Source organism: Denitrificimonas caeni DSM 24390 (assembly GCF_000421765.1).
Taxonomy (GTDB): Bacteria; Pseudomonadota; Gammaproteobacteria; order Pseudomonadales; family Pseudomonadaceae; genus Denitrificimonas; species Denitrificimonas caeni.
Genome location: NZ_ATXQ01000006.1, coordinates 108,556 through 123,700, shown reverse-complemented (window position 1 = coordinate 123,700; position 15,145 = coordinate 108,556). Strand labels below are relative to the sequence as shown.

Below are 15,145 nucleotides of genomic sequence, written 5' to 3'. Positions count from 1 at the left end.
TACATTTCTGTAATGATCCGGTCATGCTTATGACATCATGCGAGCAGTAGAGTGCTTGTTAACGTGATCCGAACGGCTTAAGCGCGTGTGCGCCTAGGTGAGAAATACGCAAACCCTAAGGCGATGTTATGAAACTGCTGGTGGTTGAAGACGAAATAAAAACGGGTGAGTATGTGCGCCAAGGCTTAAGCGAAGCGGGCTTTATCGTTGACTTGGCACGCACCGGCTTAGATGGTCACCACCTTGCGCTAACCGAGCATTATGATCTTATTGTGTTGGACGTAATGCTGCCCGATGTCGATGGTTGGCGCATTGTTCAAGCCCTGCGTGAGGCGAAATCGACCACTCCAGTGTTGTTCTTGACCGCTCGCGACAGCGTCGAAGATCGAGTTAAAGGCTTAGAACTCGGTGCCGACGATTATTTGATTAAGCCTTTTGCTTTTTCAGAATTGCTCGCACGCGTTCGCACCTTGCTGCGCCGTGGGATCGTCCCAGCATTTCAGGACCAATTGCAGGTGGCTGATCTTGTCTTGGACATTCCTCGGCGTCGCGCGCAGCGTCATGATGTGCGTATCAACCTGACCAATAAAGAATTTGCCCTGCTGGAGTTGCTGGTGCGCCGTCAAGGCGAGGTATTGCCTCGCTCATTGATTGCTTCGCAGGTTTGGGACATGAATTTTGACAGCGATACCAACGTGATTGATGTGGCGATTCGCCGGCTACGCGCAAAAATTGACGATGATTTCGAGCCTAAGCTGATTCATACCGTGCGTGGTATGGGCTATATGCTTGATCTCAATAGTGAGGGCTGATCAGTGACGTTTCGCTCCATATCGCTAGCCTTGCGTCTGACGCTATCCATCGGTGCGGTGATTACTCTGGTGTTGCTGGGTTTTGGTTATGCCGTTGAACGCTCAATTGACAGGCATTTTGTCCAGCAAGATGTGGATGAACTGAATGCCGTAGTGGACGCTGTAACACAAGCGCTAGCAGAGACTCAGCCAGATCCTGCCGAGCAATATCTTGCCCAGCGCTTAGCGGGTGTGCTTGCAGGTCATCACAATGCTCAATTTAAGTTGTCTAGCGCCAATGGTCAGCTGATTTATGCATCTTCTGCTGCTGAGTTTGCTGGTTTTGAGCAGGAAATGAGTGCGACAGACGCTATATCTATCGAGACGGTGCAGATCTGGCGTGCTAAAGAGCGAAGCTATCGAGGAGCTGTTGTACAACTTGAATCGGCGAATGGGCTGAGCAGTGACACATTAACCCTCACAGTCGCGACAGACATTGATTTTCACTTGCACTATTTGTACAGCTTTCGTGTTTATTTGCGACTGATGACTTTGGCTGCTTGCCTGATTGCTATTTTGGCAACATGGTTTGCGGTCTATCAAGGGCATGCGCCATTGCGTCGTATCAGCGCTGAAATTCGTCGGATCAAATCTGACCATCTGTCGATTCGGCTTGCGCCCAACACTGTTCCGGTGGAGTTAACCGAGCTTGCTGTCTCTTTTAACGACATGCTTGATCGGATTGAAGAAGGCTTCTCCAGGCTCTCAAATTTCTCTGCAGACATCGCCCATGAGTTGCGCACCCCGATCACTAACCTAAGAACCCAAACTGAAGTTGCTCTTTCGCAATCGCGTGACATTGAGCAGTACCGAGAAATTTTGTACTCAAACCTCGAAGAGTATGAGCGTATGGCCAAAATGGTCGGCGATATGCTGTTTTTGGCGCAGGCGGATAATCATCAACTGCAAGCAGAGCGGGTTAGCGTCAACTTAGCCACTGAAGTGCAGATGCTGTTTGATTACTTTGAAGCATGGGCTGAAGAGCGCCAAGTTTCATTAGTCTGCACAGGGCCGGCTGTGTTTATTCAGGGCGATAGACTAATGATCCGCCGCGCTCTGAGTAATCTTTTATCCAATGCCATTGGTTATACCGCTGCGGGTCAGACGGTCAGCGTTACGTGGGCGCTTGGCTTGAATAATAGGGTGATGATCCAGGTAGAAAATCCAGGCTTGAACGTCAGTCCTGAGCACCTACCAAAGCTGTTTGATCGTTTTTACCGCGCCGATCCGTCACGCCAACGCACCGGTCATGGCGCAGGTTTAGGTTTAGCCATTGTGAAATCCATCATTGATGCACATGGCGGCGGTATTTGTGCAAAGAGTGAAGAGGGTCAGATGATTTTCACGATTGAGCTTCCAAAAGCTTATGAGGATGCATCGATAAAGTAGTGAAGCGAGCGCATCACACCCAACTTCAATAGCGCTTATCCGTTAGATTGAATAAGGTGTCATCCATTTCGGTCGGTATGATTGTTCACTTGAGTTTGTAAATGATAGAGGTATGAAATGCGTTGGTTTTTATTTGCTGTGTTTGCTTTGCTCAGTGCCTGTCAGCTTATGCCTAAACAGCAGGCGGCTGCTGTGCCCATTACAGTGGTAACAGGGCAGCCTTTACCCGAATGGCAAAGTCCACGTGAACGCGATAATCCACGTGTGGGCTATATCATTGACTTGCGCAGCGGTGCAACCATCGCCTTGAGTCAATTACTGACTGAATTAGCTGAGGCACCCCTAGTTTTGTTGGGTGAAAAGCATGATAACGCGGATCACCACGCCTTGCAGTTATGGCTGCTACAGGCCTTAGAGGCACGGCGTACACAGGGCAGTGTGGTAATGGAGATGCTTGCGGTCACGCAGCAAGAGGCTATCAATCAAGTGCAGAGCCAGTTGCGCGCAGGCTCGATGCCGGAAGATTTGCCCGCCGCACTCAATTGGCACAAAGGTTGGGACTGGCAACAGTATGATGAACTTGTTACGCACCTTGTTCAGCAGACATACCCGTTGCTGGGCGCAAATTTAAACCGTGAGGGATTAATGGCTATTTATCGTAATCCGCCAGAGCTGATCGGAACTGAGTCCACCCGAGAGGATGTAACCCTGCGTTTATCTGAGCAGATCCGCGAGTCGCATTGTAATAAGCTGCCAGAAACACAGTTGCCTGCGATGTTAGCTGTGCAGCAACAACGCGATCGCAGCATGGCAACAGTTCTGCTGGATGCACCGCGCCCTGCATTGTTGATCGCGGGTGCTTATCATGTGCGTTACGACTTAGGTGTTCCTTTGCATATTCGTGACTTGCAAGCCCCTGTTGCCAACCAGCAGCGTGTATTGATTTTTGCCGAAGCCGATCAGGATGTTGAGGCGGGTAGTGCGGATTTTGTTTGGTATACCCCAGCGGTTGAAGCGAAAGATTATTGCGCTGAGCTATAGAACTGCGTTGAGCTATGAGCTCATTCATACTTGAAGTTCAGAGTGTTCTGATAAAAACCACTCAAGGCTGCTATAGCCTGAGTGGTTTTTATTGAACAAGAAGCTTTACCTTGTCATTTCTAGGTCACCTTTATGCGTGTAATCTAGTGCGTCATATTTATTCATTGTAGGAGTGCCTCATGGCTGCGAAAAAGATTCTGATGTTAGTGGGCGATTACGTAGAAGATTACGAAGTCATGGTGCCATTTCAGGCGTTACAGATGGTCGGCCATACCGTGCATGCCGTATGCCCAGGTAAAAAAGCCGGTGAGTTTGTTCGTACCGCGATTCATGACTTTGAAGGCGATCAAACTTACAGCGAAAAGCCGGGCCACAATTTTGTCTTGAACTTCGATTTTGACGAGGTTAAAGCAGAGGATTACGACGGTTTGGTTGTACCAGGCGGCCGCTCACCAGAGTACTTGCGTTTAAATGCCACGGTACTTGAACTCGTGCAAGCCTTCGATCAGGCTGATAAGCCAATTGCTGCAGTGTGCCACGGCCCTCAATTGTTAGCCGCTGCTGGTATTTTGGATGACCGTGAATGTGCTGCCTATCCAGCCTGTGGTCCTGATGTAGAGATGGCCGGTGGTCACTATGTTGAACTGGACGTGACGGGCGCGCACCTTGAAGGCAATTTAGTCACTGCTCCAGCTTGGCCTGCACACCCAACTTGGTTAGCCGGTTTCTTGATGCTGCTGGGCACTAAAATCACTTTGTAAGATGACTGCACAGGCGCTGTATTGAGTGCAGTGCCTGTGTGTTAATGGTGCGCTTAGAGTAATTGCTTTATCAGGCCATGCCGGCAAGCAGCAGTTGTCGCATCATTATATGACTCCACGTAGAATGGTTTAGTAAAGCGACTGATTGAATTTTGTCTTAATCATGCAAAGGAAATATAAATGACTACGGTTAATTTTAAAGGTACACCTGTACGTATTGATGGCCATTTTCCACAACAAGGCGAGCAAGCTCCTGGATTCAGCCTTGTGAACAGCACGCTCGATGAGGTGACTTTGTCGAGTCTGAGCGGCTTTCGTAAAGTTGTGAATATTTTCCCAAGTATTGACACGCCAACCTGTGCGACGTCAGTACGTAAATTCAATGAAAAAGCTTCAGGCATAAAAAATACGCGTGTGCTGTGCATTTCTGCCGACTTGCCGTTTGCTCAAGCGCGTTTTTGCGGTGCTGAAGGTTTAGACCGCGTACTGATGTTGTCGACCATGCGTGACCCTGATTTTTTCCAAGCTTACGGTGTTGATATCGCTGAAGGCCCATTGGCTGGCTTGGGCGCGCGTGCAGTTATCGTTTTAGATGAAAATGATAAAGTGCTGTACAGCGAGCTTGTCGCTGAAATTGGTGATGAACCAAATTATGATGCCGCTTTAGACGTGTTAGGTTAAAATCCTATGGCTGCGGTATGGAAGTGCTTCATCTGTACCGCAGTACATTTATCCCGCATTTTTTAAACAGCCGTATAGCGGTATAGAAATCAATACATAGAAGAGCGCTTGGTTATTTCCTAATACTTTTTGAGGCGTGGTGCATGCACATTTTTTCCTATCTATTATAAAGAAGGTTAGTCCCGTATGCAGGTACACATGGTTATGTATTTTTATCAAGCCTTTGTAACGAACTTTTTTATAGCTAAATACGCAACTAATATAGCGAAACGGATGCTCCGCAAATACCGTACGAGACATATCGTCAAGAAAGTCTTTATTATTAATATCACAATTTATTTTTAAGACCCGTTTTTATAGAGAAAGGGTACAGAATTAAAAAAGTTATCATGAAAACAACTGCTTGAGTTATACCAAACATCGCTGCAAATACAGACTCAGCATCTTCATGAATCGAAAAGCCACCACTAAAAAGCTTCTCATTAGCAATTAAGTATGGAAGCCCAATAAAAAATCCATACAAAGCTATCAAGTAAAAAAATCGACCGCCGAACAACAGGCTACGCCTCTTAAAGTAATCAGCATAAAGAGCAATATTTTTTTGTCTTCCCAAAATAAAAAAAGGAAGCCAAGGAACAAGAGTCCAAAACGCAATAACATGACAATGAATAAAGTATTCTTTATTTTTGGCAAGAGAGATAGACACATCATAAAGTAGAGGGTTTATTCTTGACGGTATTATGAATGCAATCTTACCAATTGACGTATTCAGCCAATCAACAGGAATCAGCCATACCAATAAGGCAAACAGAATAATTAATAAGATCTCTCCAGCTGAAATACCTAAAGGATCTGGCTTATATTCTTCTAAATATCTGTTTTTCATAAAAGTCTCACTAATCTTTCTTATGCAACTATGGCCACTGTGCCGGTACTTGGCTTGCTCAGCTAGTTAAACGTCGTTGTTTTGATCTAAAGCATGCATGCTATCAGCGTAGGAGTTCAACTCTAGCAGTGTTGATGGTGGACATTGATCTTTTTAAAAGCATCAATGATCACTATGGGCATGCCATTGGTGATGTGTATTTACAAAAAATAGCTGCTGCGTTGAATACAATCATGTCTCGGCCGAATGATTTAGCTGCACGTTATGGTGGTGAGGAGTTCGTGTGTATTTTGCCCGATACTGATTTGTCTGGTGCGCTACAGGTTGCCGAAGAGATTCGTCTGGCGGTGATAGCTTTGCATTTGGATAACGCAGAAGTGAAACCACAACCGATCACTGTCAGTGTTGGCGTCGCAACTTCGCAAGGCTCGAAGTGCAGTGTTGCTGAGTTATTAAAACAAGCTGATATGCAGCTTTATCGTGCTAAAAATGAAGGGCGTAATCGTGTTTGTGGTGTTCTTTTAGCTGAGGCGTGTTACGAAGAAAGCTGAAATTCTGCTTAAAAAACGCAGACCTCGCCAGCTCTACTTCAGTAAATATTTATTTTACCCGACAGGTCTTCGCGAGAAGACCGCAAACTAAAGTAAATTGATGGTAAAGACGCTGCCAAGCAGGCCGAAGGCTGCTATCTTTCATGCTCCCAAGGACTGTGATTAATTGATATGCCTGATTTATCGACCCGTACTACGAAAAAATCCTCAAAAAAGTTTGTGATTGCCGTACTGGCTGTGTGCTTAGCAGGCGCGGGTGCATGGTGGTGGTCGCAAAACAGCACGGAGAAAACTGAGCGCGGCCCGCGGATGGGCGGTAGTTTTATGGGTGCTGTGCCAGTCAATGCACAGCAAGTGCGCCTAGATCGTTTTGCCGTGCAACTGCGAGCCTTGGGTACGGTAACGCCTTGGAATGCAGTGAGTGTCACCAGTCAAGTCAGTGGTGAGCTGGATAAAGTGTTATTTGACGAAGGGCAGTTCGTTGATCAGGGCACTTTGCTGGCGCAAATTGATCCGCGCAATTTTCAGGCCGCGTTATTACAGGCCGAAGGTGCTTTACAAGAAACCCGTGCGCAGTTGGCCAGTGCGGAGTTAGATCTCAAGCGCTATCAAGGCCTCTTTAAAGAAGACTCAGTCGCCAGACAAACCCTTGAGCAGCAACAAGCCATAGTTGCGCAATATAAGGGCACGCTAAAAGTGCGCGAGGCACAACGCGATGCGGCCCGTTTAGACGTTGAGCACACACAGATTACCGCGCCGATTTCAGGGCGTTTAGGTTTGCGCGCGGTGGATGCCGGTAACTATGTGTCAGCGGCGACTACTGAGTTGGTCAACATCACCCAAGATAATCCGATCGCGGTCAATTTCACTATTCCTGAGCATGAGTTGCAGGCCGTGTTACAGGCCTATCGGCAAGAGCAGCCACTAAAAGTGCAAGCATGGAACCGCGATGAAACTGAGTTATTGGCCGAAGGTGTCTTGGACAGCATTGATAACCAGGTCGATGTCACCACTGGCAGTGTGCGCTTGAAGGCGCGCTTTGATAATCCTCAGCAAGTCTTGTTTCCCAATCAGTTTGTTAATGTGCATTTGCAGGTCACTGTGCATGAGCAGGCGTTGTTATTACCAGCAGATGCCATCCAGTTTGGTGCCAATGGCCGTTTTGTTTGGCAGATTAAAGACGACGATACTGTAGTGATCCAACCGATTGAAATTATCACCAGCGATGGCACGTCTAGCATGTTGCGCTCTGGCTTAGCGGCCGGCGATTGGGTGGTAGTGGAGGGTGTTGATCGCTTGCGCAGTGGTAGTAAAGTGGAGCGGGTTGCACCTGCTGCTAGCGAGCCTGCTGTTTCTACTGAGTTGGGTGTGCAGCCAGTGACGGATACTGAGCAAACAACCCGAGGCACAGGCAAGCAGCCTCAGCAGAAGCCAACAGAATGAACGTCTCACGGATTTTTATTCAGCGTCCGGTCGCCACCACGCTGTTGATGCTGGCAATCTTTTTAATGGGCGCTTTGGCCTACCGATTATTGCCAGTGGCGGCGTTACCGCAGGTGGATTATCCGACCATTCGCGTGCTGACCTTGTACCCTGGTGCCAGTCCACAAGTGATGAACAGTGCCGTCACAGCACCGCTTGAACGTCAGTTTGGCCAGATGCCAGGTTTGGCGCAGATGTCATCCACCAGTTCCGGCGGCGCTTCGGTGATCAGCCTGCGCTTTAGTTTAGACATTGAACTGGATGTGGCTGAACAAGAGGTGCAAGCCGCGATTAATGCCGCCACCAATCTGTTGCCTAATGACTTGCCAGCGCCACCTGTCTATAACAAAGTTAATCCGGCTGATAGCCCGGTGCTGACGCTCGCTATTACTTCTAAGAGTGTGCCGCTGCCGCAGGTCAATGACTTAGTCGATACGCGCATGGCGCAAAAAATTGCGCAGATCAGCGGGGTCGGCTTGGTCAGTGTCGGTGGCGGTCAGCGCCCGGCTGTACGGATTCGTGCCAACCCGCAAGCCTTAGCCGCAGCGGGTTTAACCTTGGCCGATGTGCGTAGCATGATTACCCGCTCGAACGTCAATCAGCCCAAGGGCAGCATTGATGGACCGTCACGCATCACCCAACTGGATGCCAATGATCAGCTACGCTCGGCAGAGGATTACGCTGAGCTGATTATTGCTCATAACGATGGTCGCGTTCTTAAACTGGCTGATGTGGCACAAATCATTGAAGGCGCAGAAAACAATCGCTTAGCCGCTTGGGCTGATCTCAATCAAGCGGTATTGCTGAATATCCAGCGCCAACCCGGTGCCAACGTGATTGAAGTGGTGGAAAACGTTGAGGCGTTATTGCCCAGTATTATTGCTACGTTACCGGCCAGTCTTGAAGTCAGTGTGCTCACCGATCGCACACAAACCATTCGCGCTGCAGTCAGCGATGTGCAATTTGAGTTGATGTTGGCAGTGGTCTTGGTGGTGTTGGTGACGTTTTTATTCTTGAAACGTATGACGGCCACCTTAATTCCGTCGATTGTGGTGCCTTTGTCGCTGATCGGCACCTTTGCGGTGATGTACTTATTTGGCTTTTCGTTAAATAACCTCACCTTGATGGCGTTAACCATTGCCACCGGCTTTGTTGTCGATGACGCCATTGTCATGTTGGAAAACATTGCGCGGCATATTGAACTGGGCGAAACGCCGATGAATGCGGCGCTCAAGGGCGCAAAGCAAATCAGCTTTACCTTGGTATCGTTAACCTTCTCGTTGATCGCCGTATTGATTCCACTGTTGTTTATGGCCGATGTGGTAGGGCGCTTGTTTCGTGAGTTTGCCATCACCTTGGCGGTGGCTATTCTTATCTCACTGGTGATTTCTCTGACGTTAACGCCGATGATGTGCGCGCGTTTATTGCGTCCAGGCAAAGAAGAGAAAAAAGACGATTGGCTGAGTCGTACCATTGATCATTACGCCAATGGTCTGCGCTGGGTATTACAGCATCAGCTGCTGACGCTGTGGTTTGCCGTGGGCACTTTTGTGCTGACTGCCTTGCTGTGGATGTGGGTGCCCAAAGGCTTTTTTCCCGAGCAAGACACAGGGGTGATTCAAGGCATTTCAGAAGCACCACAAAGCATTTCATTCGCTGCGATGAGTGAGCGTCAACAGCGTTTAAGTGCGGTGTTATTGCAAGATGAAGCGGTGCAGAGTGTGTCCTCACAAATTGGTGTGGATGGTGATAACCCCACGCTCAATACCGGTCGTATGCTGATTAATCTCAAGCCTTTTGCCCAGCGTGATGTGTCTGCCGCCGAGGTGATTAATCGCCTGCGTCCAGAGTTGGACAAGGTGCTGGGCATTCAGCTGTTTATGCAGCCGGTGCAAGATCTGAGTATTGAAGATCGCGTCAGTCGTACTCAGTTTCAGTTCAGCCTTGAGTCAGCCGATGAACAAGAACTGCATGCCTGGGTACCAAAACTGGTGGCGAAACTGCAAAGCTTGCCGCAACTGCGTGATGTGGCCAGCGATTTACAGGCCAACGGTTTGCAGTACTACTTGAATATCGACCGTGATTTAGCCGGACGTTTAGGCATCAGCATCGCCACTTTGACCGATGCGTTGTACGACGCTTTTGGCCAGCGCCAAATCTCGACGATTTTTACTCAGACCAGTCAATACCGTGTGGTGTTGGAAAGTATCAGTAATCCCGATGATGCCATGGCGGCTTTGCATGATGTGCACGTGCCTGGCGCTGATGGCCAAGCCATACGTTTGGCCAGCTTAGTTAAAGTCGAAGAAAGATCTGCAGCCTTGTTGCTCAATCACATCGGTCAATTTCCGGCGGTGACAGTGTCGTTTAATCTGGCCGAAGGCGTCTCGCTGGGTGAGGCGGTGGAGCTGATTGAGCAAACCGAGTTGGATTTAGCCATGCCAGCGTCGATTCAAAGCAACTTCCAAGGTGCAGCTGCAGCCTTTCGAGCGTCGTTGTCCAGCACACTGCTGCTGATTCTCGCTGCCGTGGTGACCATGTATCTGGTGCTTGGCGTGCTCTATGAAAGCTATATCCATCCGCTGACGATTCTTTCAACCTTACCGTCAGCGGCGATTGGAGCCTTGCTCGCGCTGTTTATCACCGGTAACGACCTGAGTTTGATTGCCATTATCGGCATTATTTTGCTGATCGGTATCGTGAAGAAAAACGCGATTATGATGATCGACTTTGCTTTGGATGCTGAACGTCATCAAGGGCTCAGTCCAGAAGAGGCGATTTTCCAAGCAGCACTATTACGTTTCCGCCCGATTCTGATGACCACCTTGGCAGCGCTGTTTGCGGCTTTGCCGTTGATGTTTGCCAGCGGCTCAGGGGCAGAGTTACGTCAGCCGCTCGGTTTGGTGATGGTCGGTGGTTTACTGCTCAGCCAAGTGTTGACCTTGTTCACCACGCCAGTCATCTACTTGTTCTTCGATCGCTTAAGTGCGCGCACTAAAGCACGTTTTAAGTTGGACGCTGAGTCGTGAATCTGTCGGCACCTTTTATTCAGCGTCCAGTGGCCACGATGCTGCTGAGCGTGGCCATTATTTTGCTCGGTATTCTCGGCTTTCGACTGTTGCCAGTGGCACCTTTGCCGGACATGGATTTTCCGATGATTACCGTGCAAGCCAGCTTGCCCGGTGCCAGTCCACAAGTGATGGCGGCTACTGTGGCAACGCCGCTGGAGCGCTCGTTGGGTAGTATTGCCGGTATCAGTCAAATGAGTAGCCGCAGCGCCCAGGGCAGCACGCGAATTATGATCCAGTTTGATTTGGGCCATGATATCAATGCCGCCGCGCGCGAAGTGCAAGCAGCGATTAATGCGGCGCATGAGTTGCTGCCCAGCGGCATGCGCAGTATGCCGACCTATCGCAAAGTCAATCCGACCCAAGCGCCGATTATGGTCTTGGCTTTAACCAGTGAAGTGCTGGAAAAAGGCCAAATGTATGACTTAGCGGAAAGCATCGTGGCACAAAAGCTTTCGCAAGTGCGGGGCGTCGGCGAGGTGCAAATTGGTGGCAGCTCGTTACCGGCAGTGCGCGTCGAACTGGAGCCTCGGCGTTTAGAGCAGTACGGTATTGCTTTAGATGATGTGCGTCAGACCATTGCCAATGCCAATCAGCAAAAGCCTAAAGGTCAACTGGAGCAGGGCAATCGCCACTGGCAAATTCAGGGCAATGATCAACTGCACAAGGCTGAGGATTATGCACCACTGATCATCCGCTATTACGATGGCGCAGCCCTGCGTTTACGCGATGTGGCAACGGTCAGTGATAGCGTGGAGAACCGCTATAACAGTGGTTTTTTCAACGATGAAGATGCGGTGTTACTGGTGATCAACCGCCAAGCCAGCGCCAATATTATTGCCACTATTGAAGCCATTCAGGCAGAGTTGCCGGCGCTGCAAGCGGTGTTACCGGCCAGCGCTAAGCTTGAAGTGGCGATGGATCGCTCTTCGGTGATTCGCGCCACCTTGCATGAGGCCGAGCGTTCACTGCTGATTGCCACGGCCTTGGTGATTGCTGTGGTGATGCTATTTTTAGGGCATTGGCGTGCAGCGATTATTCCAGCGTTGGCGGTACCTGTATCCTTGATTGGTAGTTTTGCTGCCATGTATATGCTGGATTTCTCGCTAAATAACCTGTCATTGATGGCGTTGATTATTGCCACAGGCTTGGTAGTGGATGACGCCATTGTGGTGTTGGAAAACATTGCTCGGCATATCAATAACGGCAAAAAACCATTGCAGGCAGCGATTGATGGTTCTCGTGAAGTAGGTTTTACCTTGCTGTCGATGAACCTGTCGTTGGTGGTGGTGTTTGTTTCGATCTTGTTTATGGGCGGCTTGATTGAACGCTTATTTCGTGAGTTTTCCATTACTCTAACCGTGGCGATTTTAATTTCGTTACTGGTGTCTTTAACCTTAACGCCGATGCTCTGCGCACGCTGGCTACGACCGAGCGTTGCCGATGAGCAGAAAAAAACCAACCTCATTCAACGCTTTGGTTTACGGGTTGCCGCAGGTTATCAACTCTCATTGGCTTGGACCTTAAATTATCAACGCTGGATGTTATTGGGCTTGTTGCTGACCATTGGCGCGAATGTTTGGCTGTTTATTGCCGTGCCGAAAACCTTTATGCCGCAACAAGATACCGGACAGTTGATGGGCTTTATCCGCAGCGATGATGGTTTGTCCTATCACACCATGCAGCCGAAAATGGAAGTCTATCGTCAGGCGCTATTGCAAGATAAAGACGTGCAAACCGTGGCCGGATTTATTGGCGGCGGCAGCAATGCCTTTTTAATTGTGCGTCTCAAACCCATTGCGCAGCGCAAAAACTCTGCGCAAGAAATTGTCGATCGCTTGCGTGGCCAAATCCCTCCCGTGGCAGGCTCACGGCTGTTTCTAATGCCTGATCAGGACCTCAACGTTGGTCGCCGTGAAGGTGGCAGCACCGACAACGAATATGTGCTGCTGGCCAGCGATTTGGATGATTTACGTGTCTGGCAGCCTAAAGTGCGTGATGCCTTAAAAGCCTTGCCGGAATTGGTCGATATCGACAGTAAAGAAGGCCGGGGGGCACAGCAGGTGACTCTGGAAGTGGATCGCGCCACTGCCGCGCGGCTGGGGGTCGATATGGCGATGGTCACTTCACTGCTCAATAACGCCTTTAGTCAGCGTCAGGTCTCTACCATTTATGAAAGCCTGAACCAATACAGCGTGGTGTTGGAAATTGACCCCAAGTTTGTCGGTTCGCCACAGGTATTGGAGCAAGTTCAGGTGATTACCGCTGATGGCCAGAGGGTTCCCTTATCCGCTTTTACCCGGTGGGAATCGAGCTTGCAGCAAGACCGTGTGCAGCATGATGGCCAGTTTGCGGTGGAAAGTATTGGTTTCTCCTTAGCGCCCGGAGTGAGTTTAGAACAAGCCAGTCAGGCCATTGAAAAGGCCATGGCGAAGATTAATTTGCCCAATGAAGTGCAAGGGCGTTTAGGCGGTACAGCTGGAGTTTTCCAGCAAAGCCAAGGTGCGCAAGGCTTAATGTTGTTGGCTTCGATTGCTATTGTGTATTTGGTTTTGGGTATTTTGTATGAAAGCTATATTCATCCACTGACCATTCTCTCGACTTTGCCCTCGGCCGGTGTTGGGGCTTTATTGGCGATTCAGTTGACCGGTGGTGAATTCAGTTTAATTTCACTGCTGGGGTTGTTTTTGCTGATTGGTGTGGTGAAAAAGAACGCCATTTTAATGATTGATCTGGCCTTGCAGTTACAGCGCGAGATGAAAATGAGCGCTGAGCAAGCGATTCAGCAGGCCTGTGCGCAGCGTTTTCGTCCGATTATGATGACCACTATGGCGGCTATTCTCGGTGCTGTACCACTCTTGATCAGTAGTGCTGAAGGTTCAGAGGCGCGTCAGCCGTTGGGGCTGGCGATTGTTGGCGGTTTACTGCTGAGCCAACTGTTAACCTTGTACAGCACGCCGGCTGTGTATTTGTTTTTTGATCGTTTAAGCGCCCGTGTTCGGCGTAAAAAAACGCCAACCTCGATGGAAGTAGCCCATGAAACCGATCGTTAAGCTCAGTGTCTTTACTCTGGCCAGTGTGGTGTTAAGTGGCTGTGTGCTGGGGCCTGATTATCAGCGTCCAGACAGCAGCGTGCCGCTTGAGTTTCGCCACACGCCCGGCTGGAAAGTGGCGCAGCCAGCTGAGTTATCGAGCGCGGTGGCCTGGTGGTCACTGTATCAGGATGCCACCTTGGCTGATTTACTCAAACAGTTAGAGGCTTCCAACCAAAACCTGCGTGCGGCAGAAGCGGCGTGGCGTGAGGCGCGGGCGCTGGTAGGCGGTAGTCGTTCTGCCTTATATCCAAACGCTACAGGCCAGGTGGGAACGTCGCGCACTGGTAATGATCAAGGCGTTAATAAAAGCAACGAGGTCGCCTTGGGTTTAAGCTGGCAATTGGATATTTGGGGGCAGGTGCGTCGCCAAGTTGAAGCCAGTGAAGCCAATGCACAGGCCAGTGCGGCAGAATGGGCCGGTGTACGCCTAAGTCAGCAATCGGAGTTGGTGCAGAACTATCTGCAGTTGCGGGTGATTGATGAGCAAATGCGCTTGCTCGATGCCACAGTGAAAGCCTATCAGCGCTCATTGCAGCTGACTGAAAACCGCTATAAAGCCGGTGTGGTGACCCGTGCTGATGTCAGCCAGGCGCTCACACAACTGAAAAACACGCAAGCCCAGCGTTTGGATTTGGATTGGCAGCGTGCCCGTTATGAGCATGCGATTGCTGTGCTGGTGGGTAGCACGCCCAATGCCGTGCAAGTTGCCAGGGTTGAGACTTTACCTCAGTTACCTGTGTTACCCATGGATGTGCCTTCAGCGCTGCTGGAGCGCCGTCCTGATATTGCCGCAGCCGAACGGCAAGTGATGGCGGCCAATGCGGAGATTGGTGTGGCTGAGACCGCCTATTTTCCTGATTTAACTTTGAGTGCAAGCGGCGGCTATCGCGGCAGTAATTTGGCCGACTGGATTAGCATGCCCAATCGCTTTTGGTCGATCGGCCCTCAGTTTGCTATGACCTTGTTTGATGCGGGTTTGCGCCGTTCTAAGGTTGAACAAGCAGAAGCGCGTTATGACCAGCAAGTGGCGCGTTATCGTCAGACGACCTTGCAGGCTATTGGTGAGGTGGAAGATGCTTTGGTGCAACTGAATGTCTTAGCCGAAGAGATTGTTGTGCAGCGTGAGGCGCTGGCCGCTTCGCAAGACACCTTGCGTTTAACTGAAAACCAATATCAAGCCGGAATGGTGGATTATCTTGCAGTCACCAGCGCACAAACCATCGCATTAAATAGCGAACGTACCTTGTTGAATTTACTCGGTACGCAACTGACCGCCAGTGTGCAATTGATCAGCGCACTGGGTGGTGGTTGGCAGATGGAAACAGGCGAGCAGTGAGGCA

General features: G+C 49.8%; 10 protein-coding genes and 1 pseudogene. 10 read left to right on the top strand and 1 reads right to left on the bottom strand.

Features of this window, described 5'->3' with window-relative positions; translation table 11 throughout:
• Positions 1–128 precede the first annotated feature (128 nt).
• The 5 genes from H591_RS0110110 to tpx all read left to right on the top strand — a co-directional run bounded on the left by H591_RS0110110 (position 129) and on the right by tpx (position 4,723).
• Positions 129–812: a heavy metal response regulator transcription factor gene (locus H591_RS0110110; RefSeq protein WP_022966837.1), complete on the top strand. Its 684-nt coding sequence runs from the start codon at positions 129–131 to the stop codon at positions 810–812.
• Between the two features lie 3 nt (positions 813–815).
• Positions 816–2,240, top strand: a complete 1,425-nt coding sequence (locus tag H591_RS0110105; RefSeq protein ID WP_022966836.1) for a Cu(+)/Ag(+) sensor histidine kinase — start codon at positions 816–818, stop codon at positions 2,238–2,240.
• Positions 2,241–2,357: 117 nt separating this feature from the next.
• The gene (locus tag H591_RS0110100; RefSeq protein ID WP_022966835.1) at positions 2,358–3,281 is read left to right on the top strand and encodes a ChaN family lipoprotein; all 924 of its coding nucleotides are present in this window, start codon (positions 2,358–2,360) and stop codon (positions 3,279–3,281) included.
• Between the two features lie 179 nt (positions 3,282–3,460).
• Positions 3,461–4,042 carry a DJ-1/PfpI family protein gene (locus H591_RS0110095; protein ID WP_022966834.1) on the top strand — a complete coding sequence of 194 codons (582 nt, stop codon included), beginning with the start codon at positions 3,461–3,463 and terminating at the stop codon, positions 4,040–4,042.
• 180 nt (positions 4,043–4,222) lie between these two features.
• Positions 4,223–4,723 carry a thiol peroxidase gene (tpx, locus tag H591_RS0110090; protein ID WP_022966833.1) on the top strand — a complete coding sequence of 167 codons (501 nt, stop codon included), beginning with the start codon at positions 4,223–4,225 and terminating at the stop codon, positions 4,721–4,723.
• Positions 4,724–5,051: 328 nt separating this feature from the next.
• On the opposite strand, the gene H591_RS0110080 is transcribed toward tpx, so the two are convergent.
• Entirely contained in the window at positions 5,052–5,609 is a 558-nt protein-coding gene (locus H591_RS0110080) for a hypothetical protein (protein WP_022966831.1), read from the bottom strand.
• 86 nt (positions 5,610–5,695) lie between these two features.
• Here H591_RS0110080 and H591_RS15230 point away from each other — a divergent pair.
• The 5 genes and pseudogenes from H591_RS15230 to H591_RS0110055 form a co-directional block, all read left to right on the top strand.
• Positions 5,696–6,160: pseudogene (locus H591_RS15230) on the top strand (GGDEF domain-containing protein); the annotation flags it as partial.
• A gap of 171 nt (positions 6,161–6,331) precedes the next feature.
• Positions 6,332–7,603, top strand: a complete 1,272-nt coding sequence (locus tag H591_RS15225; RefSeq protein WP_022966829.1) for an efflux RND transporter periplasmic adaptor subunit — start codon at positions 6,332–6,334, stop codon at positions 7,601–7,603.
• Positions 7,600–10,671 carry an MdtB/MuxB family multidrug efflux RND transporter permease subunit gene (locus tag H591_RS0110065; protein ID WP_022966828.1) on the top strand — a complete coding sequence of 1,024 codons (3,072 nt, stop codon included), beginning with the start codon at positions 7,600–7,602 and terminating at the stop codon, positions 10,669–10,671. Before H591_RS15225 ends, H591_RS0110065 begins: the two co-directional genes overlap by 4 nt.
• Positions 10,668–13,763 (top strand): efflux RND transporter permease subunit, encoded by a 3,096-nt coding sequence (locus tag H591_RS0110060; RefSeq protein ID WP_022966827.1) that lies wholly within the window; start codon positions 10,668–10,670, stop codon positions 13,761–13,763. Before H591_RS0110065 ends, H591_RS0110060 begins: the two co-directional genes overlap by 4 nt.
• Complete coding sequence (locus tag H591_RS0110055; protein ID WP_022966826.1) at positions 13,747–15,141, top strand: efflux transporter outer membrane subunit; 1,395 nt, start codon at positions 13,747–13,749, stop codon at positions 15,139–15,141. The genes H591_RS0110060 and H591_RS0110055 overlap by 17 nt, the downstream gene beginning before the upstream one ends.
• The last annotated feature ends 4 nt before the right edge of the window (positions 15,142–15,145 follow it).

What these genes read in the sequence shown, in the direction of transcription:
- H591_RS0110110 (WP_022966837.1), top strand. Translation starts at nt 129, where the DNA reads ATGAAACTGCTGGTGGTTGAAGACGAAATAAAAACGGGTGAGTATGTG.
- H591_RS0110100 (WP_022966835.1), top strand. Translation starts at nt 2,358, where the DNA reads ATGCGTTGGTTTTTATTTGCTGTGTTTGCTTTGCTCAGTGCCTGTCAG.
- H591_RS0110095 (WP_022966834.1), top strand. Translation starts at nt 3,461, where the DNA reads ATGGCTGCGAAAAAGATTCTGATGTTAGTGGGCGATTACGTAGAAGAT.
- tpx (WP_022966833.1), top strand. Translation starts at nt 4,223, where the DNA reads ATGACTACGGTTAATTTTAAAGGTACACCTGTACGTATTGATGGCCAT.
- H591_RS0110080 (WP_022966831.1), bottom strand. Translation starts at nt 5,609, where the DNA reads ATGAAAAACAGATATTTAGAAGAATATAAGCCAGATCCTTTAGGTATT.
- H591_RS15225 (WP_022966829.1), top strand. Translation starts at nt 6,332, where the DNA reads ATGCCTGATTTATCGACCCGTACTACGAAAAAATCCTCAAAAAAGTTT.
- H591_RS0110065 (WP_022966828.1), top strand. Translation starts at nt 7,600, where the DNA reads ATGAACGTCTCACGGATTTTTATTCAGCGTCCGGTCGCCACCACGCTG.
- H591_RS0110055 (WP_022966826.1), top strand. Translation starts at nt 13,747, where the DNA reads ATGAAACCGATCGTTAAGCTCAGTGTCTTTACTCTGGCCAGTGTGGTG.